The 17,673-nt window shown below is 45.6% G+C and carries 16 protein-coding genes; 11 read left to right on the top strand and 5 right to left on the bottom strand.

Annotated elements, in window-relative coordinates:
- Positions 1–6: 6 nt before the first annotated feature.
- The 7 genes from uraD to SPL68_RS00540 all read left to right on the top strand — a co-directional run bounded on the left by uraD (position 7) and on the right by SPL68_RS00540 (position 5,261).
- On the top strand, positions 7–513 hold the full coding sequence (gene uraD, locus SPL68_RS00570) for a 2-oxo-4-hydroxy-4-carboxy-5-ureidoimidazoline decarboxylase (RefSeq protein ID WP_323813115.1): 507 nt from the start codon (positions 7–9) through the stop codon (positions 511–513).
- Positions 514–520: 7 nt separating this feature from the next.
- Positions 521–859 carry a hydroxyisourate hydrolase gene (uraH, locus tag SPL68_RS00565; protein ID WP_323813114.1) on the top strand — a complete coding sequence of 113 codons (339 nt, stop codon included), beginning with the start codon at positions 521–523 and terminating at the stop codon, positions 857–859.
- 72 nt (positions 860–931) lie between these two features.
- Complete coding sequence (gene guaD, locus SPL68_RS00560; RefSeq protein WP_323813113.1) at positions 932–2,272, top strand: guanine deaminase; 1,341 nt, start codon at positions 932–934, stop codon at positions 2,270–2,272.
- The gene (locus SPL68_RS00555) at positions 2,260–3,501 is read left to right on the top strand and encodes a urate hydroxylase PuuD (RefSeq protein WP_323813112.1); all 1,242 of its coding nucleotides are present in this window, start codon (positions 2,260–2,262) and stop codon (positions 3,499–3,501) included. The genes guaD and SPL68_RS00555 overlap by 13 nt, the downstream gene beginning before the upstream one ends.
- A 29-nt stretch (positions 3,502–3,530) precedes the next feature.
- Entirely contained in the window at positions 3,531–3,833 is a 303-nt protein-coding gene (locus SPL68_RS00550) for a DUF1330 domain-containing protein (RefSeq protein ID WP_323813111.1), read from the top strand.
- 26 nt (positions 3,834–3,859) lie between these two features.
- Entirely contained in the window at positions 3,860–4,789 is a 930-nt protein-coding gene (locus tag SPL68_RS00545) for an alpha/beta hydrolase family protein (RefSeq protein WP_323813110.1), read from the top strand.
- 121 nt (positions 4,790–4,910) lie between these two features.
- Positions 4,911–5,261: a hypothetical protein gene (locus tag SPL68_RS00540; RefSeq protein ID WP_323813109.1), complete on the top strand. Its 351-nt coding sequence runs from the start codon at positions 4,911–4,913 to the stop codon at positions 5,259–5,261.
- 82 nt (positions 5,262–5,343) lie between these two features.
- Here the strand turns inward: SPL68_RS00540 and SPL68_RS00535 are convergent, their stop codons facing one another.
- Positions 5,344–6,543 carry a BamA/TamA family outer membrane protein gene (locus tag SPL68_RS00535; protein ID WP_323813108.1) on the bottom strand — a complete coding sequence of 400 codons (1,200 nt, stop codon included), beginning with the start codon at positions 6,541–6,543 and terminating at the stop codon, positions 5,344–5,346.
- A 157-nt stretch (positions 6,544–6,700) separates the two neighbouring features.
- On the opposite strand from SPL68_RS00535, the gene SPL68_RS00530 reads away from it, so the two are divergent.
- Complete coding sequence (locus tag SPL68_RS00530; protein ID WP_323813107.1) at positions 6,701–7,180, top strand: GNAT family N-acetyltransferase; 480 nt, start codon at positions 6,701–6,703, stop codon at positions 7,178–7,180.
- 12 nt (positions 7,181–7,192) lie between these two features.
- Here the strand turns inward: SPL68_RS00530 and SPL68_RS00525 are convergent, their stop codons facing one another.
- Together SPL68_RS00525 and SPL68_RS00520 are read right to left on the bottom strand one after the other, a co-directional pair.
- Positions 7,193–10,339 (bottom strand): TonB-dependent receptor, encoded by a 3,147-nt coding sequence (locus SPL68_RS00525; protein WP_323813106.1) that lies wholly within the window; start codon positions 10,337–10,339, stop codon positions 7,193–7,195.
- Between the two features lie 43 nt (positions 10,340–10,382).
- On the bottom strand, positions 10,383–11,225 hold the full coding sequence (locus SPL68_RS00520; RefSeq protein WP_323813105.1) for a S1/P1 nuclease: 843 nt from the start codon (positions 11,223–11,225) through the stop codon (positions 10,383–10,385).
- 702 nt (positions 11,226–11,927) lie between these two features.
- On the opposite strand from SPL68_RS00520, the gene SPL68_RS00515 reads away from it, so the two are divergent.
- Together SPL68_RS00515 and SPL68_RS00510 are read left to right on the top strand one after the other, a co-directional pair.
- Entirely contained in the window at positions 11,928–12,692 is a 765-nt protein-coding gene (locus tag SPL68_RS00515) for a PhnD/SsuA/transferrin family substrate-binding protein (protein ID WP_323813104.1), read from the top strand.
- Positions 12,692–13,726 carry a hypothetical protein gene (locus SPL68_RS00510; RefSeq protein ID WP_323813103.1) on the top strand — a complete coding sequence of 345 codons (1,035 nt, stop codon included), beginning with the start codon at positions 12,692–12,694 and terminating at the stop codon, positions 13,724–13,726. Before SPL68_RS00515 ends, SPL68_RS00510 begins: the two co-directional genes overlap by 1 nt.
- A gap of 92 nt (positions 13,727–13,818) precedes the next feature.
- Here the strand turns inward: SPL68_RS00510 and SPL68_RS00505 are convergent, their stop codons facing one another.
- On the bottom strand, positions 13,819–14,682 hold the full coding sequence (locus tag SPL68_RS00505) for a 5'-nucleotidase, lipoprotein e(P4) family (RefSeq protein WP_323813102.1): 864 nt from the start codon (positions 14,680–14,682) through the stop codon (positions 13,819–13,821).
- A gap of 85 nt (positions 14,683–14,767) precedes the next feature.
- On the bottom strand, positions 14,768–15,703 hold the full coding sequence (gene puuE, locus SPL68_RS00500; RefSeq protein ID WP_323813101.1) for an allantoinase PuuE: 936 nt from the start codon (positions 15,701–15,703) through the stop codon (positions 14,768–14,770).
- 364 nt (positions 15,704–16,067) lie between these two features.
- Here puuE and SPL68_RS00495 point away from each other — a divergent pair, with 364 nt between their 5' ends.
- On the top strand, positions 16,068–17,564 hold the full coding sequence (locus tag SPL68_RS00495) for an adenosine deaminase family protein (RefSeq protein WP_323813100.1): 1,497 nt from the start codon (positions 16,068–16,070) through the stop codon (positions 17,562–17,564).
- Positions 17,565–17,673: the final 109 nt, after the last annotated feature.

Genomic DNA, 17,673 nt, shown 5'->3' with positions numbered 1-17,673 from the left:
CTGCCAATGCAATTAGAAGAATTTAATTTTTTACCAGCGGTAGATGCAGTGAGTGCACTTTACGGCTGCTGTCACTGTCAGACCTGGGCAGAAGCTGTGAGTGCTTTGCGGCCATTTGCAAGTATTGAAGAGTTGCAGAAATATGCGCAGCAAGTGTGGGGTAGGGCAAATGAAGCCGAAATTTTGGAAGCATTTTCTGGCCACGCACGCATCGGCGATATTGAATTGTTGCGCTCGCGCTACGCCGGTCGCGCAACGCAAGAGCAGGGGCAGGTATTGCAGGCGAGCGAAACGGTGATTCAGGAACTGTACCAACTGAATAAAACCTATGAAGAAAAAAACGGCTTTATTTTTATCGTCTGCGCCAGTGGCAAGTCAGCAGAAGAAATGCTGGCTTTGCTGAAAGGCAGAATTGAAAACGCGCGTGGAATTGAATTGAGCAATGGTGCTCGCGAGCAGGGCAAGATCACCCAATTGCGTCTTGCCAAACTGATCGATAATGAAAAAGAGTAAAACGGTTATGAGTAAAGCAGCAATCACTACCCATATTCTCAACCTTGAAACTGGTAAGCCGGCTGCACATGTGCGCGTGAGTTTACATAAATCCAGCGGCGGCTTTGCCATCGCCAGTGGTGTTACCGATGACGATGGCCGCATCATGAATTGGGATGAAAGCTTTGAACTGCAAGACGATATTTATCACTTGAAGTTTGCGGTAGGTGATTGGTACGCGCAGCAGGGGCGCAGCAGCTTTTATCCTGAAGTGAAAATCAGTTTTCAGGCAGATAAAACCCAAACTCATTATCACATTCCGCTCTTGCTTAACGCTTATGGTTATTCAACTTACCGAGGTAGTTGATTCGGTTTAAGTAAGATTTGATTTTCAAGGTTTTAAAAAAATTATTTCGTTATTGTGTCGTTAAGGCTGTTTATGAGTGCTTCTGATGTTCGCGCATTTCGCGCCAAGGTTTTACATTTTACGGGGATGCCAGATCCGTCAACCGGCGCCGGTATTGAGTATTTTGAAGATGGTGTGCTACTGGTCGAAAACGGCCGCGTAAAAGCCTTGGGTGATGCACAGCTTATGGCACAACAGGGTGTTGACCTGAGTGAGTGTGAACACTTTCCCGATCACTTATTAATGCCCGGTTTTATTGATAGCCATATTCACTATCCGCAAACCAGCGTAATCGCCTCCTACGGTGAGCAACTATTGGATTGGTTAAACAACTACACCTTTCCCACCGAGCTGCAATTTTCCGATCCGGAATTTGCAGCCGTCGCCGCCGATGCTTTTTTAAAATTCCTGCTGCAAAACGGCACTACTACGGCAATGGTGTACACCACTGTTTTTGCGCAATCCACTCAGGCATTTTTTGAGACTGCCGCAAAAATGAACCTGCGTATGATCGCCGGTAAGGTGATGATGGATCGCCATGCACCGCCGGGATTGCTTGATACACCCGCAAGCAGCGATAGCGATTGCCGAAAATTAATTGAGCAGTGGCATAAGCAACAGCGTTTGAGTTATGCACTGACTCCGCGTTTTGCACCGACCAGTACACCGGAACAATTGGCAGTGACTGGGCAAATATATCGCGATTATCCCGATCTCTATTTGCAAACCCATCTCTCGGAAAATCATCAGGAAATAGAGTGGATTAAATCGCTCTATCCCACCGCGGTCGATTATTTGGATGTTTACGATCACTACGGTTTGCTCGGCTCGCGCAGTGTATTTGGTCACGGCATTCATTTGAGTGAACGTGAGGTTGAACGTTTGGCGCAAACGCAATCGGGCATTGCATTTTGTCCGACATCGAATTTGTTTTTAGGTAGTGGTTTGCTGGATATGGCACGCTTGGAGGGTGCGGGAGTTCCAGTTAGTTTGGCAACTGATGTAGGCGGTGGTACCAGCTTTTCACAACTGCGCACACTGGCTGAAGCTTATAAAGTGTTGCAGCTGCAAGGGCAAAATCTGCATTCACTAAAAGGGTTTTATATGGCGACATTGGGTAATGCACGTGCTCTGCAATTGGATAATTGCATTGGCAATTTTGAGCGGGGGAAAGAAGCGGATTTTATTCTTATCAATTTAGGTGCAACACCATTGCAAGCCATGCGGCAGCAACACACGAAAACGCTATCGGAAAAATTATTTGCGTTAATGACATTGGGCGACGAGCACAATATCGCGCGTACTTACATTATGGGTAAGCTCGCGTTTGAACGTAAAGAAGCTGCGCAAGGAGTACTGCAATGGACGGTTTGATTTTAGAGTGGTTCAATCTTGCGTTTCGTTTTTTTCATGTGGTCGCTGCTATCGCCTGGATTGGAGCATCCTTTTATTTTATTTGGCTGGATTTAAGTTTACGTGAGCCACCAAAATGGAAAGCGGAGCAGGGTGTAAAAGGTGATTTGTGGGCGATTCATGGCGGCGGTATTTATGAAGTCGCTAAATACAGTTTGCGCCCGCAGGTGATGCCGCAAAAATTGCACTGGTTTAAATGGGAGGCTTACAGCACCTGGCTCAGTGGAACCGGCTTATTAATTTTAATGTACTACCTGCAAGCGCAAACCTATCTTGTTGGGTACAACACGTTAATTCAATCGCCGGGTTTGGCTGTAGTTGCGAGCATCAGTTTTTTACTCGGCGCACAACTGATTTATGAGTTGCTGTTGCGTACGCCTTTGGTTAAAAACGGTTTGGCGTTTGCGTTTGTATTGCTCTTGTTAATTGGTTCAGCGAGTTACCTTGCGCATTGTTTGTTTTCACCGCGCGCAGCCTATTTGCATATAGGTGCAATGATCGCAACCTGGATGGCAGGTAATGTGTTCTGGGGGATTATGCCCGCACAGCGTAAATTTATCGCGGCTGTTACTAACAATGAAACGCCGGATACTTGTGCAATGGCGTTCGCTAAATTGCGTTCAACTCACAACAACTATTTAACGCTGCCGGTTGTGTTTTGCATGCTCAGCAATCACTACCCATTTATTTATGGTCACGAGTATGCGTGGTTGGCATTGGTGGCGATTGGTTTGTCGCTGGCATGGGCGCGTCACTTTTTTAACCTGAAACATTTGGGTGTTGTTAAACCTTATATTTTGGTTACCAGTTTGATCGCGCTCATTTTTATCGGTTGGATGATGTCGCTCGCCAGTAATGCAAAAGTGAGCAGCACAAAAACTGCAGCAATTGAAAATACATCTGCACAAGTGGCTGTGAATGCAGATGCTGGTGCAATAACGGTAAGCGAGCAAGAAAAAATTACCCATTTGGTACAAGTACACTGCACTAATTGCCATTCAGCTGCGCCGACTCAGCCGGGTTTCACTGCGCCACCTGCCGGGCTTTTATTAAACTCTGCGGATCAACTTGCAGCGCAAAAAGTCAGAGCCTTACCCGCTTTGTCATCTGGTTATATGCCGCTCGGTAATTTTCATCAGATGACAGATGTTGAGCGTAAAGCGCTTGTCGACTGGTTAAGTGCGCAATAGCAGTAGCAATAGCAAGAGGAACGCAAATAATGACTGCTTATGTGATTGTCGATATAGAAGTTCATAACCCAGAGAAATACAAAGAATATCTCGCACTGATTACACCAACCGTTTTTGCAAACGGTGGGCGCTATTTGGTGCGCGGTGCTAACTCGCAGGTGATTAGTGGCGATTGGCAGCCCAAGCGTTTGGTGGTGATGGAATTCCCTGATTTGGCCACCGCCAATCACTGGGCTACTTGCGCTGAATACGCGCCGATTCACGCACTGCGCAACGCCAATGCCAGCGCGAATATGATTATTGTGGAAGGCAGTGTGGATTTTGTAGGTTAATTTTCTCTGTAAATCATGAGGTGATAATGAAACTTGCGCGTGTGATAAGTCGTCTGCTGGTATGTTGTTTTGCGTTATTCGCAGTGATTGGCTGTACTGCCAGTAAAGATAAATCGGTAACCGCATCTACCTATAGCGAGCAATCGCTAATGATCGATAACGGCGAATACAAAATTCCCGGAATTTTAGTGCTGCCTAAAAATACCGAACACAAAAAACTTCCCGTGATGTTGATGCTGCACGGTACTGCCTCGCAAAAAAATGAAGTCGGTGGTTTGTATCAACGCTTGGCTGTTTATCTTGCAGACAGAGGCATTGCCAGCTTACGAATTGATTTCGCAGGAACGGGTGACAGCCCAGTTGATTATCGTCAGTACAGTCTGACCAGCGCCACACGCGATGTAACCACTGCGTTGGATTATCTTGCCGCGAAACCAGAGTTGGACATCAACCGTATGGGTTTGGTGGGCTTTAGTCAGGGCGGTTTGATTGCACAATTGGTCGCCGCACAGGATTCACGTATTCAAACGCTGGTTGCCTGGTCTAGTGCTGTGACTACAGGTCAGGACGCTGGTGCGTTCAATCCCTTTTTTCAACAATATTACGGAGAGGCAAAAGCAAATGGTTTTGCGGTGGTGAAGTTTCCTTGGCGAGCCGAGCCATTAAATTTTGGTTTGCAGTGGTTTGATGAAATCAAAGTGAATAATAGCTTGCAACTAATAAAAAACTACCAAGGTAAATTACTTGCGGTCGCGGGCAATGCCGATGCTGTAGTGCCCTATGCGTCATCAATCAAACTGGTCGATGCGGTGAGTTCAACCGATGCTGAACTTGTAATCGTCAAAGGCGCAGATCATTTATTTAATGTATTAGGCCAAAATGGTTTGGCAGAAGATCAGTCAGTCGCAGAAGAAATGTTGACGTTAACAACAGAATGGGTTGAGCGAAATTTATAGCCAGTCAGTCTGCTGTTGGCGGGTATTGTGAAAACTTGCTCCAGCTTGGATATTTGATGTAGGCTGCGCCGGCCGGATTTTCCCGGCGCTATCTATGAACACCTACTAAGAAGGAACTAACATGAGCAATGATGTTTACTCTGCCCCCAGCGCAAATTTAACTACCGAAACTTCCTCAACTAAAGCATCCTCTCTATTAAAGATAAGCTGTATTGTGTTGGCAATGTTGTTAATGCTTTGCGGTGGATTTCAACAGTTTGTAGCTTCAGGTGGTCGATTTCCAGAAGCAATTGGTGGCGCAATGGGTGGCATTATCTGGCCGCTATTGGTAGTCGCTTTATTTCAGATCGGAAAAGGTTTTAGAAATCAAAAGTCACGATACAAAATTTTTATGTGGACTGGCTTTGTTTTATTGCTGATTCTTATTCTTGGCGCAGTCGGGACATTTTTATCACTTGTGCTGGCTAAATAAATTCTCTTGCTGATATATCTTTGCAACCGTAAAGCTGCCGAAAATATCAGGCAGCTTTACTTAGTTTACTTACTTTTATATCTCACCAAGTCGATCCCGCCTGAATGTAAAAGGCATTTTCATCTTCACCGCGTGCCACATCCAACCCCATGCTTAAACCATAGCGGCGCGCAATCAAATAACGAAAGCCAACGCCGAAGTTATTGATATTCTCTGCATCACTTAAATCACCAAAGCTGTTTGCTGCTCGGCCAACGCCGGTAAAGGCGAGGTATTTCCAGCGCATGGTATGTTTGTAACTGAGCTGGGTTTCAATTACCGCGACATCATAACCTGAGTAGCGAGTTCTGGAGATGCCGCGCAAATTAATCGCGGGAGGAATATAGGCGGGAAGGTTTTGAGTGTCGCCACCAACTGCATCATATTGCACACGCAAATCAAAATAAAACTGCTCTGACAGTTTCCAATAATTAAGTGCGGTCAAACGATAGGATTGGTAATCGATGTCACTGCCAATAGCATCGGAAAACCAGAGATATTCTGCGCGATAGTTATAACCTGTCTCCGGATTCATTGGATTGTTGCGCGAATCGAATTCAGCCACGAGACCCGCACCGGATGTAGTTATGTTGCGGTTGAGATTTTCATTTAAATATTCTGCTATCGCAGCCTGATTTTCATTGAGTCCGTCGGTTGAAAATTCTTTGGATAATTCCACTTCAGTGTTGCGATAAAGTTGCCGTCCGCCAACAAACCAATGGCTGTTGGGTATTTTGAATTTTATTTCTTGCAGAACTCCCGGCCCCTCGACATGCAGCTGTATGGGTTTGGGTAAATCAATTCCGCCAAGTGTATAAAAATCGAGGTTGGCAGAAGGGTAACCAATGAAGCCTTTATAGCGGATGGTGTCATGGCGCCAGAAGCCTATGTGCCCACCACCTGCGAACCAGGTGCCGTTATCCGTTCCGCCTGCGCCCAGAATAGAAATATTTTCCGGGACCATTCCACCGTGAGTCACGCGTTGCTTTTTTTGTTCATCCGTTTCATGAAAAAAAACCGCGCCCGCGCCCGCGCCATAACCAACTGCAGGTTCGGTAATAATGGTAGGTACTAATAAGAATCCTGCGGGGATGGTGGAGAGGTATTTGCTCATATCGAGCATGCCATCTTCGGGATCGATCATATACTCTTCAAAGAATGAAGCTTGCGCACTCGCCACGGGTAAACACAAAAGTGTGAGCAGTCGAATGCGTGCAGTTATAACCTGATAAGGTGACCCCATAAAACCCTCCTTTGAAACTGAAAAATATGGAATATCCTGTTAGTGAATGATGGCTGTAAGCGCCAGCCAGTGAGATAGTTGGAATATCCCAGAATAACGTCAATGCTTTACAGTAAAGTGCATTTTGACGAAATTAGCGAGTGAATAACCAAAATTTATGAAGATACGTACAGCATCTCTATCCGAGCTATTGATTTTGCATAATCAAATAGACGAACTATCCCCAATTGCTAATAGCGATTATTTTGCCGAACGCATTGGCGATAAAATTTACCTGGCGCTTGTGGCGGAAATCGAGGGCGTATTAGTCGGCTACAAATTGGGATATTGGCTCACTGAAAGTATCTTTTATAGCTGGTTAGGTGGAGTGCATCCTACACATCGAAAAAAAGGAATTGCAAAACAGCTTTTACTTGAGCAAGAGCGGCAGGTCTTTGAGGCAGGCGGAACAGAGGTTCGTGTAAAAAGCATGAATCAATTTAGATCGATGCTGTTGCTATTAATTGCGCAAGAATATGAAATTACCGGAACGGAAATGATGCAAGGGCAGGATATTAAAATTTTATTCTCTAAACACTTTAATAAAAAAGAGCGGGCGAACCCGCTCATAAGGGAGAGCACTCATGAAATTACATAAGTGGGTTGGGAATTAAAAACTATAACGAACGCCCAGCTTCAAGCGCCACACCGAAGACTCTGGAACGTATTCGGTCCAGTTAGCGGTGTTGGAGCCGTTGTAGCGCACATCGTATTGATATTGTTTGGTGGTGCTATTTACGTCGTAGTCCCATAGCGTTTGTTGCGCGAATTCCATACGGCGTACCTTGCCTTGGCTGCTATCCAACAGATTCAGGAAATTGTCGATAGTGAAATAAATTGTGCCTGTGTGACCATCAGCAAAGCCGGGAATATCCTGCTGCACGCTTAAATCCAGATCGTTAATCCAGGGTTGGTTTCTTGAGTACTTAGGTGCATAGCCGCCCGCATAACCTTCCAAACCAGCGCCTTTGATAACTTCCAACATGGCTGCGTATTTTTCTTCCGGGGTGGTTGCACCTGGCCAATCACTACCAGCCCAGTCGATGTTAGGATCGTTCGGGCCAGTTGGGATGTAAGGCAGGTAAACGTCGCTGTTTTGGAAATCGCGTTGATCACCAAAGTCGTTGTCGTTATAGGCATCCAGTGTGTAGCTAAGAGGACGACCGGAGCGACGCTCAAATGAAAGATTGATGCGCGTTTCATTGTCGCCAAACCAATTGGCTTTGTAGCCCAGGTTAAATATGAAACGGTGCTCTGTTTCGTAGTAGGCATTGCCCACCAGCTCTTCGTTGCGGTTGATCATCACGTTGTATTGATAGTTGGATGATGCAGTGGAGTTGGTGCCCGGGTTTGCTTCAGTAATATCCTGATGGGTGTAAGCCGTGAAGATATTGAAGCCGTTGTCCCACTCTTTTTTCAGATTGGTAGTCCAAATAATACTGCGGCCATCTTCTTTGGCATTGGTGAGCATCAAATCGTAGTTGCTAGCCCGACTGCCGGTGTAAATACTTTCATAAATAATGCGCCCGCCATCGGCTGTGCGGTCAGCTTCAACGCGTGACGTATCCACCCAGAAGGATGAGTTTTCTTTATCGCCGTAGTTAACTTCGGCACTCCACAAATACCCTGAACCAAGGAAGGGGATTGTTAATTCCTGATCCCAACCCAGTTGGTAACGCCATTCAGATTCCAATTCGTAATTCGGGTCTACATAGTTAGTGCTGCCGGTGCCAGCAACCAGCGATGCTTCAACCGAATCTGGAATTGCATTGAAGTCAACGTTCGCTGGGATGTTCATCGCAGCAGTGGTTGCACTGCTCGGCGCTGCCACATAGGTAATGCCGTCGTTAGTAAATGAGTTGGCCAGCCACACGTTTGGTTTGCCGCCGCTGAAACGGCCAACACCACCGCGCAGTGTTGCGCTATCTGTTACATCCCAAGAGAAATTAAAGCGCGGCAGAATAATATCCAGACCATCCAGATTTTCGGTATTGCTGTATCCATAGGTATTAACAAAGTTCGCATTTTCTTTAGGTACATCGTCAGAGGCGATTTGCTCGTAGCGCAAGCCAAAGGTCAGCAATAGCGACGAGGTTGCCGCCCAGCTGTCTTCAATATAGAGCGCGTGAGTGAGGCGCTCAGCGCTATAGGCCAAATCTTCTGCGTTGTTGGTGTAGGCATTGCGATACGCAAAATACGAAGGCTTTTTATTTTCAAAATCATCGAGGCTGTTAAATTCCCAAACGCCGTCGGTGTATTGTCCGAACAGGTTGTAATAGGTCACGCTTTGCCCTTGATAACCAAAGCGCATTTCGTGATCGCCTAACAGATAAGTGCCATCAAAATGAAATTGCCAGGTTTCGGTATCTGCACTGTTAGAGTGACGCGAGCGATCGGTACCGAAAATAATTTCATTGCTGCCGATATTCACAGTCACTTCACCCATGCCCGATTTGGTGAGTGAGTCGATGTTTACATCTTTATAGGACAGTCCGAATTCGGTACTAAATGAATCGCTCCAATCGGAGAATATGTGTGAGGAGAAGGTATCCGATTCGGTTTTGATAGTGAAAGCATTGGAATCCATACGCAACTGATAAGCTTGATCAGAGCTATTGCGATCCACTTCGTTAACTTGTTTTTGGTAGGTGAAATCCGCGCGGTGGTTATCGTTCAGGTTGACATCGAATTTCACCAGCGTTTTTTCATCCGACTCACCGGCACCACCTGCGACTGTATCGGTCAGGCCATAGGTATCACCGAGAATTTGCAAGAAACGGTTGTAATCATCGGTAGTGATGTTGCTGGTGTTGCCACCCGAGCCATTCATGCCATACAACGCAGACATGTCCTGCTTGAAGGATTCGTGGGAAATAAAATAGAAGGCTTTGTCTTCGACTATCGCACCGCCAAGGGTAAAACCCATAGTGGACTCTTCGCCCAAGTCCAAATCGCCGCTTTCCGGATCACCGGTTAAGCTGTCGGGACTGTTTTCGTAAAAAATCGAACCGTGCAAATCATTGGTACCGGACTTGGTAACTACATTGATCAAGCCGCCAGAGAAACCACCGACTTTTGCGGTGAAGGGCGATGAATCAACACTGATTTGGCTGATCGCATCCAGTGACACTGGTGGGCGAGAAGAAGGGTAGCCGCTGAAGTTAAGACCAAAGTCATCGTTCTGGCCGATACCATCAACGGTGATGTTGTTATAGCGCGGGTTACTACCGGCAATACTCATCTGACCCGATTCATCTACAACAACCAGCGGGTTGTTGCGCGCAATATCTTTAATGTCGCGGTTAAACGCGGGGGTGTTTTTAATATCCTCTTCACTAAAGACCGAGCTTGCGCCCTTGGTGCTTGAGGCAACGCGCGTACCTACAACCACAATTTCTTCCAGCTCGCTTGGATCTATATCTTGCAGGGTTTGATTGAGGCGCAACACCTTGCCCAACTGCAAGTAGAGATCGCGCATTTCCGCATCGCGATAAACATCTGAGTCAATGGTGATTTTGTAAGGGCCGCCAATACGCAGACCTTTTAATGAGTAGCTACCAGCGCTGTTGGTTTTTACTTCGCTGACAGTACCTGAAGGTTCATGCAGTACAACGATACGAGTATCAGCAGCGGGTGAGCCATCGGGCGCGGTGATTTTCCCCAGAATTGCAGAGCTGGTGTCCTGTGCTTGTGCATAACCGGAAATACCAGCGGCGATTGCCAGGCACAAAGCGCGCTTACGTAAATGTGTTTTCATAACGTGAGTCCCCAAGTGAAGGTAATGAGTGGTGGGTAGGTTTCTATTTGTTCGGTGCAGGTATTAATGCGCTAACACCTGGTTTGGCGCGTCGGTCGTAAATACTGTTGAGCAGGCCGGCAAGACGAATGCCTGCCAGCTGCAAACGCTGTTGCGCAATGGGTAGGTTTTGGTAGATGTAGGCATAACCCAATTGGGTATCGGTGGAGCGGTAAATTTCGTCACTTAGTTTCATCGACTCGCGCAGCCAATCCGCAGGTGCACTCGCTAAAATGGTTTTGATTTGCTGTTTATCCTGCGTATTAATAAAGGATGCGAACTCGGTGAAACTCAAATTTTGTGATTCCAAAAGTTCTGTGTCCCAGAGCGAGTGAAGATTGGTCGGCTTACCAAAAAATGTGAGTGCAATGTTATTGCCGCCGCGATCTTCTGCATGACCTGCATGCATGGGTTGATGAATATCACCAACCAGATGGACAAGAAAACGTAAATAGAACTGACGCTCCTCCAGCGTAGTTTGTTTATCTTTCAGTTTTGCAACGCAATGCAAAATACCACCGAAAATATCGTTAACTTCTTCGATGCTTTTCGGGTGGTGATAGTGCTGGGCATTAAATTCTTCAGGCTTGGCCACATTAATGTAGTGCCAGCGGCTGGATTCGTTTTGCCAAAATGGTTCAGGTGCCGAGCGCATTTCATCTGCCCAAGTGCTGACCTCGGCTAATAAGTCACCACCCAATAAAGGTTGAATTGCCTTTTGAGTCGTTTTGGTGAGATGGTCATTGGCGATTTGGCCAACAATACGATGACCATTTTGTCCCCACGCCAAGGCTTGTTCACAACTGGCGATTAACAACAGGCCGCCGATGATCCGGGTGATCTTCATAAAAAAACTCCACACGACAAACAAAAAAATGAAAGTAAAACCAGAGCATTGATCAGCCAGATCAACATGCAATGAGCCTATGTTCGTGTGTGGGTGGAAGATCAGAAAGCACTTGTTGCAATTCAGAATTACTGATGAATAGTTCTGAAAAAACAGGGCGTTAGCGCGAACAAGTAAATTTATTTAAGGCAATAAATCTATTTTATAAGCTGCTTTGATGGTGAGCCTTGAGTGGTAATAAGGTGCGTGAATGAAATATTGGTGGTGAAAATTGCGTCGATTTGGTGCGGAAACCGACTAATAGGCAAGGTTTAAAAATGTTTCTTTTTTGATCGATTGTGGCTGGCGGGAGTTAACGCTGAAAAAATTGATCGGTTAATCAAAAAATAGAGACCTTTTTCACTTTTTATCGATTGCCGTAAGCAAAACCGAAATAATTCATCGTTATTATAACTCTCGCAAGCACGAGGGTATGAAACTTGCAAAGTTGACCAAGTGTTTAACAAAAGTCCAATCTGCATAGGGTGAGTGCATAGATTTACTGTTCGGGATCACAGTCAGTATTTTAATTTAGTCATTCACATTGCTATGAATAATCTAGAAAAAATTCTACCGGCGGCCTCTCCGTTCGCGCTATTTTTTAGCGCGCTTTTGGCTATGTGGTTTGCCGGAAAATACAGTCAAAGCAATGAGCCCATTCAATTGCCTTCTCTCATTGAAGATAGTTATACCTGTATTGCCGGAAAGAATTTATCCAGTCCAAAGTTAACGGTTTACATGAATGCGCGCAGTGTCGCCCAGAGTTTAGCCGAGCTACTGTGTGGCGATTCCGTCGTGCAGCGACAATATCATCAGGTGCAAATTTATTGGGGTGGTGGCGATGTTTCAGACATCACTTTCATCGGTAAAGGCATAGGTGATTTGGTTAATACCAAAGACAATATTGTGCAGGCTTTTGATGCAGAAAATACGCATGGTTATAAACGGTTGGCCAGCTATGGACAGTATCAAGCTTATTTTATCGGACGCGATGAAAAGCCTGAATTATCGCGCGAATATTTACTCGGTCAACGCATAGGTTTATTGGATTATCCTTCCAGCCGTTCCGGTCATATTATTCCAATGCATTTGTTTCGCGAGCTAGGTCTGCGCGAGGATCAAATCAATATTGTGTATAGCAATAGTCACGCGGGATTGCGCGAGCTATTAGCGAATAATCAAGTCGATATTATTGCCAGCTATTGGTCTGAAGAAGACAGTGAGCGCTTCTCGGAAAACTACATTCAAGCCATTGGTGAAAACGATGTGCGTGGCAGTAGTTGGTATTTAAAAATGAATGGGCGTAATACTGACTTGTATTGTGCTTTGCAGGGCGCGTTGGGTTCTTTGGCGCAGCAACAGCAGTCGACTTATTTTGGCGAATTAAGTTTTGTTGAGGGATGCGCTCAACAAATAGTGAGGCGCTAATGCAAAGTTTAACTATTAATCATCTGGCGATAAAAATTCCATCGGTATTTTGGGGTGGGATTGTTGTGAATCTTAAAAAAATAAACCGCCTACATATAGGTTGTTTTTTGCTTTGCTACTGCGCATTGCAATTGGCTTTTTCTTTCGGGCAGGCATTGCAGCAAGAATTTACTGTCGAGCGCAATCTATTGGCGGTGGAAAATCGTATTTCGTTAGATCTGCCGCGTCTTTCTCTGCCAAACCCTGCCTTGAATATGGCGGGAAATCCTGCACAGGTAAGTGATTATCTGGATCGATTAAACCGTGTGCTGTCCAAACAGAATAATCCTGTGCGCGTTATTCGGTTGCAGGATTTCAATGTGCAGGATTTGGCGGCAAGTGAACAGCTTGACGCAAATGGGCAATCCCACGCGCACCTTCAAATAGTTCGCGATCTTTATCTCCCAGCGCAGACTATTCATTTAATTATGGGAGTTTGCCAACCTCCGTTGTGGAAAGGGTTATCACTTTATCCTTTGCTGACTGCAGGGCTATTGATGATATTTTTTGCCCCTTTCCTGCAACTAAAAACAGCCGAAGAAAAACGTGATGACGCAGAGGCCAAAACGCCTGAGCTGGTTATCGATTTGGAAAACAAATGCCTGCGCTATGGTGCAGAAAATGAATTCGTTTTTCTTGCGAATAAACCCCTATGTTTTTATGCAGCATTACTGACCTATTGTCAGCAGCATCCCGGTGCAAAATTATGTCAGCATTCATCCTTGCCCGATGAATTGCTGGCGTTAGCGAACCAATATTTTTTGCGTTTGATCGCGCTGGGTCACACTATTCGCAAACGTCCTGATTTTGATATGAATCTGGAAAAAATGCTCAGTGAAATTCGCGCTGCTTTGGATGAATTGTTAATCCAGCACCCGGAAAGTAAAGCCTTGTTTTACCCGCCCAAGGCATTGGGTGAGGGTTCGCGCTCGAAGCTGCATAACTTTGCGCTATTGGGTATTAGGAATGCGCATTGGTCAATTAAGGGAAAATAAAAAACAGAGCGGGATTTACTATGAATCGACTGGTCAATGGCAGAGCCTTAGCTCTGCTATTTTTTTAAATATTTACTGTTTTTTTATCTCTACTACTTGATGGTATTCATCTGCTCAAGCTTGTGCTTTGTTATTACTGGTGCAGGCATTGAGTAATCATAGTTGTACATTGCTGCTTCCCAAGAGCCGTAAACTGGATTGGGAATTAAAAACCACTTGCTTCCCCAGTTGGCGCTGTGTTTTTTGGCCAATTCAAAACGCTGGGCTGTGTCGACTTTAACACCGCTAACAAAATCGCCAAAATCATCACCTACCAACGCAATAACTCTGAAGTTTTTGCTGACATAACTGCGGCGTGCAGTTTTATCGGAACTCCAGCCGTTTTCATTTTTGGTCAGCACTGTGTCTATATCCTCGCGCAAGGGCAATTTTTTGCGGCGTAGATTTTCGCGCGTAAATTCTTCCTGACTGGCATCGCGATTGGTCACATAAAAAATAGTGATGCCTTTTTGCTGCGCTAATGCAAGAAATGCTGCTGCGCCGGGAATAGGTTCTGCCTGTGCTAATTTAGTCCATTCATGCCAGTTGCCTTTTTCTTCAAAAACTTGATTGTCTTTCAACAGCTGTGCTTGAAAAGGTATGTTGTCCAGAACTGTTTCATCAATATCCAAAATAACTGCCGGTGGCAAATGCTGATAATTTGATGTCTGCTCGGTAGCTGCGGTCCAGTTCTTATCTGCCAGCGCTTGGTCGAGTGTGCTGCTAGCTTGCGCATAGGTGCTGCTGGCGGCAGCGTAATATTCAGCAGAAGTTTGCATCCACAAAATTGCATTTAAGTGTTCGTAACTTTGTGTGGTATTTGCGCTGTTTGGTGTAGTCGTGCTGCAGGCGCCAAGGCTACAAATAGCAGTAAAAAGTGCGCTTGCGCGCAGCGAGTAAAAAGGTTTGCGGAGCATCGAAGTTCCTTGTTATTAAGTAATGGTGGTTAGTAATAGTAATTTGTTTTTTTAATGTCAGGTTTAAATTGAAAAAAGTTAGGGTTTAAGTTGGATAGTGATGTTCATGCCAGTGGCGCGCAATGGCATCGCGGCGGCAGACCCATACATCGTTATGCTGCAAAATATAGCGAATAAATTTTTCCAGCGATTGAATGCGTCCGGGTTTACCGATGATGCGACAGTGCAAGCCAATGTTTAACATTTTCGGCGCAAACTCACCTTCGGCGTAGAGTGCATCAAAACTGTCTTTGAGATAGGTAAAAAACTGGTCGCCACAATTAAATCCTTGCGGTGCAGCAAAGCGCATATCGTTACTGTCGAGCGTGTAGGGAATAATCAGATGAGGTTTATTGTTGGTTAGTTCGGGATATTCGTGCGTCCAATAGGGAAGGTCATCGGCGTAGGAATCCGAGTCATATAAAAATCCACCTTGTTCGAGTACAAGCTCGCGCGTGTTGGGGCTGTCGCGTCCGGTGTACCAACCCAGTGGACGCGAGCCGGTTACGCGCGTGTGAATTTCTATCGCTGTTTTAATCTGTTCGCGTTCAATTTCTTTCGGCATAAATTGATGGTCGATCCAGCGATAGCCGTGGCTGGCAATTTCCCAATCGGATTTCAACATGGCTTCAACGGCATCCGGGTTGCGCTCCAGCGCCATTGCCACACCATAAATCGTCACCGGCAGTTGATATTTATTAAACAAGCGATGCAATCGCCAGAAGCCAGCGCGGCTGCCGTATTCATAAAGCGATTCCATACTCATATGACGTGCTTCAAATGCGCGCGCGCCAATAATTTCGGATAAAAATGTTTCCGATGCGGCATCGCCATGCAATACACAATTTTCTGCACCCTCTTCGTAATTAATCACAAATTGCACCGCGATGCGCGCGCCGCCCGGCCAATTTGCGTGGGGCGGATTGGCACCGTAGCCGAGTAGATCGCGGGGGTATTTTGCAGCTGTAGTTTTATCGCTCATGCTGAATTCGCTCGTTCAAAAAATAAATCAATTACTGCCAGTGTTAGGTGTAAAAAGTTGACCGTTTTTGGTCAAGTTTTTTGTGCACATTGGTTTTAAGAGTCACGCTTGTTATTTGCGCCCATCAATATCTGTGCCATCGTTCAGGCTTATATATTTCCAGAGTTTTTACTCCAAAGCCGCAATATTACTGGGCAAAAAACATTTGCTTGCACCAGATTAAAACAAAACTCGTCCAATTGGACAGGATATTGGTTGCCTAAATTCACTGCTGGCGCGAAACATCACCTCTGGTATCAGTATTGCATCTGCCCCCCTGAATTATTTCCTCGCTATTCCTCTTTCCTTTCCAGAGATTGTATTTATGTCTTTTTCTGTTTTGCATTCATTTGTATCTGCCGGGCGCAGTGCAGCGCTTGCTGCTTGTGTTTCGCTGGCGACCTTGGGCGCTTCTTTGAGCATAGGTGTCTTTTTTAGTCAGGGTGCGCAGGCCACAACGTCCAACGACTGGTTTGAGCAATTTAAAAAAACCGCCAGCGATAAAGAGCTGTACACCTTTTTATATGCGATGCCCAAGGGCGGTGATTTACACAACCATATCAGCGGATCGGTTATGTCAGGCTGGTGGTATGAGTTGGCGTTGGCACAGAAAGAATATGGTTACGAGTTCTATACCAAGGTGCGCATCAATAATTGCCGCGACTTTGGTAACAATGAATTTGCGCGCCGCCCTTATTTAATGCTGTTCAACAATTTGATGGCATCGACTTACGACAAATTACCTGAATGTGAAAAGGGCGAATACAAACGCCTTGAAGATCTGACCGAAAAAGAAAAAGCCGGTTGGGTGCAGAGTTTTATGCTCAACCATCAACACGAAGGGCGCGATGAGTTTTTTCAAACTCACTGGCAGCGCCTGGATCAATTGCTCTATAGCCCTTATTTAATCGCTGAAATTCTGTATAAAAATATGGAAGCCTTTGGCGCAGAGGGAATGATTTATCTGGAGACCATGTTGGAAGCGGGTGGTTATTTCAAGCCGGATGGCACGCCCATCAGTGAAGATGATGCAGTTGCTATTTTTCGTAAACGTTTAGCACAAGCAGATGCAAAAAAAACCGGCGTGACTGTGCGCTTTCAGGATTCCATTTTGCGTTTTGTGCCCAATGCTGAAGACCAGTTGCGCGCGTCTTACGACATAGTGTCGCGCCATCGCGATTTGTACGTAGCGGTGAATATGGTGGGGCGTGAAGATAACGACAAGGGTTATCCGTTGCGCTTTACCAAAACCCTGCGCGAGCTGCGCCACAAATACAACAATGTGCGCCTGTCGGTTCACGCGGGTGAAGTGGACGAACCCAACTCTCATATTCGCGATACCTTAATGCTGGGTGCAGATCGTATCGGACACGGCGTCAATTTAATTAGCGACCCGGATTTGCTGCGCGAAATGCGCCACGGCCCCTATCTGGTTGAAATCAATTTGATCTCCAATTTGTTGCTCGAATACGTGAGCGACTATTCGCAGCATCCCTTTCCTGAATATTTACGTTTAGCTATTCCTGTTGCGCTTTCTACCGATGATCGTGGCATGTGGGATTCCAATTTGACCGATGAATTTTTTGTGGCGGTGAAAGAATTTAATTTGTCCTGGGATGAATTGCTGCTGCTCAGTCGCAACTCTCTGCAATACAGTTTTGTGGAAGACGATATCAAGGCGCAGTTATTAAAAACCTACGACTCGCGCATCCAAAACTTCCAAAAATCTTTTGCCAATAGCGGTATGGCCAGCTTGAAAAATACCAAGCCGGTTTCCTACGGCTTTATCTGCAATCGCTACAAGTTGTGTGAATTTAATTAATGGTTCCGGGGTGCAACATCTTGGTTCAAATGCGTGTGCATGGCGCATTATTTTGCATCAAAAACAGTGCGCCCCAAGCGACTCTCAAACCTGTTTTTAGTTCTATGTT

It is taken from the genome of Cellvibrio chitinivorans (assembly GCF_035117775.1).
Lineage (GTDB): Bacteria > Pseudomonadota > Gammaproteobacteria > Pseudomonadales > Cellvibrionaceae > Cellvibrio > Cellvibrio chitinivorans.
The sequence above is the reverse complement of the archived record's forward strand: the minus strand, read 5'-3'. Positions and strand labels throughout refer to the sequence as shown.

What these genes read in the sequence shown, in the direction of transcription:
- SPL68_RS00525 (WP_323813106.1), bottom strand. Translation starts at nt 10,339, where the DNA reads ATGAAAACACATTTACGTAAGCGCGCTTTGTGCCTGGCAATCGCCGCT.
- guaD (WP_323813113.1), top strand. Translation starts at nt 932, where the DNA reads ATGAGTGCTTCTGATGTTCGCGCATTTCGCGCCAAGGTTTTACATTTT.
- SPL68_RS00535 (WP_323813108.1), bottom strand. Translation starts at nt 6,543, where the DNA reads ATGGGGTCACCTTATCAGGTTATAACTGCACGCATTCGACTGCTCACA.
- puuE (WP_323813101.1), bottom strand. Translation starts at nt 15,703, where the DNA reads ATGAGCGATAAAACTACAGCTGCAAAATACCCCCGCGATCTACTCGGC.
- SPL68_RS00505 (WP_323813102.1), bottom strand. Translation starts at nt 14,682, where the DNA reads ATGCTCCGCAAACCTTTTTACTCGCTGCGCGCAAGCGCACTTTTTACT.
- SPL68_RS00495 (WP_323813100.1), top strand. Translation starts at nt 16,068, where the DNA reads ATGTCTTTTTCTGTTTTGCATTCATTTGTATCTGCCGGGCGCAGTGCA.
- SPL68_RS00550 (WP_323813111.1), top strand. Translation starts at nt 3,531, where the DNA reads ATGACTGCTTATGTGATTGTCGATATAGAAGTTCATAACCCAGAGAAA.
- SPL68_RS00555 (WP_323813112.1), top strand. Translation starts at nt 2,260, where the DNA reads ATGGACGGTTTGATTTTAGAGTGGTTCAATCTTGCGTTTCGTTTTTTT.
- SPL68_RS00510 (WP_323813103.1), top strand. Translation starts at nt 12,692, where the DNA reads ATGCAAAGTTTAACTATTAATCATCTGGCGATAAAAATTCCATCGGTA.
- SPL68_RS00520 (WP_323813105.1), bottom strand. Translation starts at nt 11,225, where the DNA reads ATGAAGATCACCCGGATCATCGGCGGCCTGTTGTTAATCGCCAGTTGT.
- uraD (WP_323813115.1), top strand. Translation starts at nt 7, where the DNA reads ATGCAATTAGAAGAATTTAATTTTTTACCAGCGGTAGATGCAGTGAGT.
- SPL68_RS00530 (WP_323813107.1), top strand. Translation starts at nt 6,701, where the DNA reads ATGAAGATACGTACAGCATCTCTATCCGAGCTATTGATTTTGCATAAT.
- SPL68_RS00545 (WP_323813110.1), top strand. Translation starts at nt 3,860, where the DNA reads ATGAAACTTGCGCGTGTGATAAGTCGTCTGCTGGTATGTTGTTTTGCG.
- SPL68_RS00540 (WP_323813109.1), top strand. Translation starts at nt 4,911, where the DNA reads ATGAGCAATGATGTTTACTCTGCCCCCAGCGCAAATTTAACTACCGAA.
- uraH (WP_323813114.1), top strand. Translation starts at nt 521, where the DNA reads ATGAGTAAAGCAGCAATCACTACCCATATTCTCAACCTTGAAACTGGT.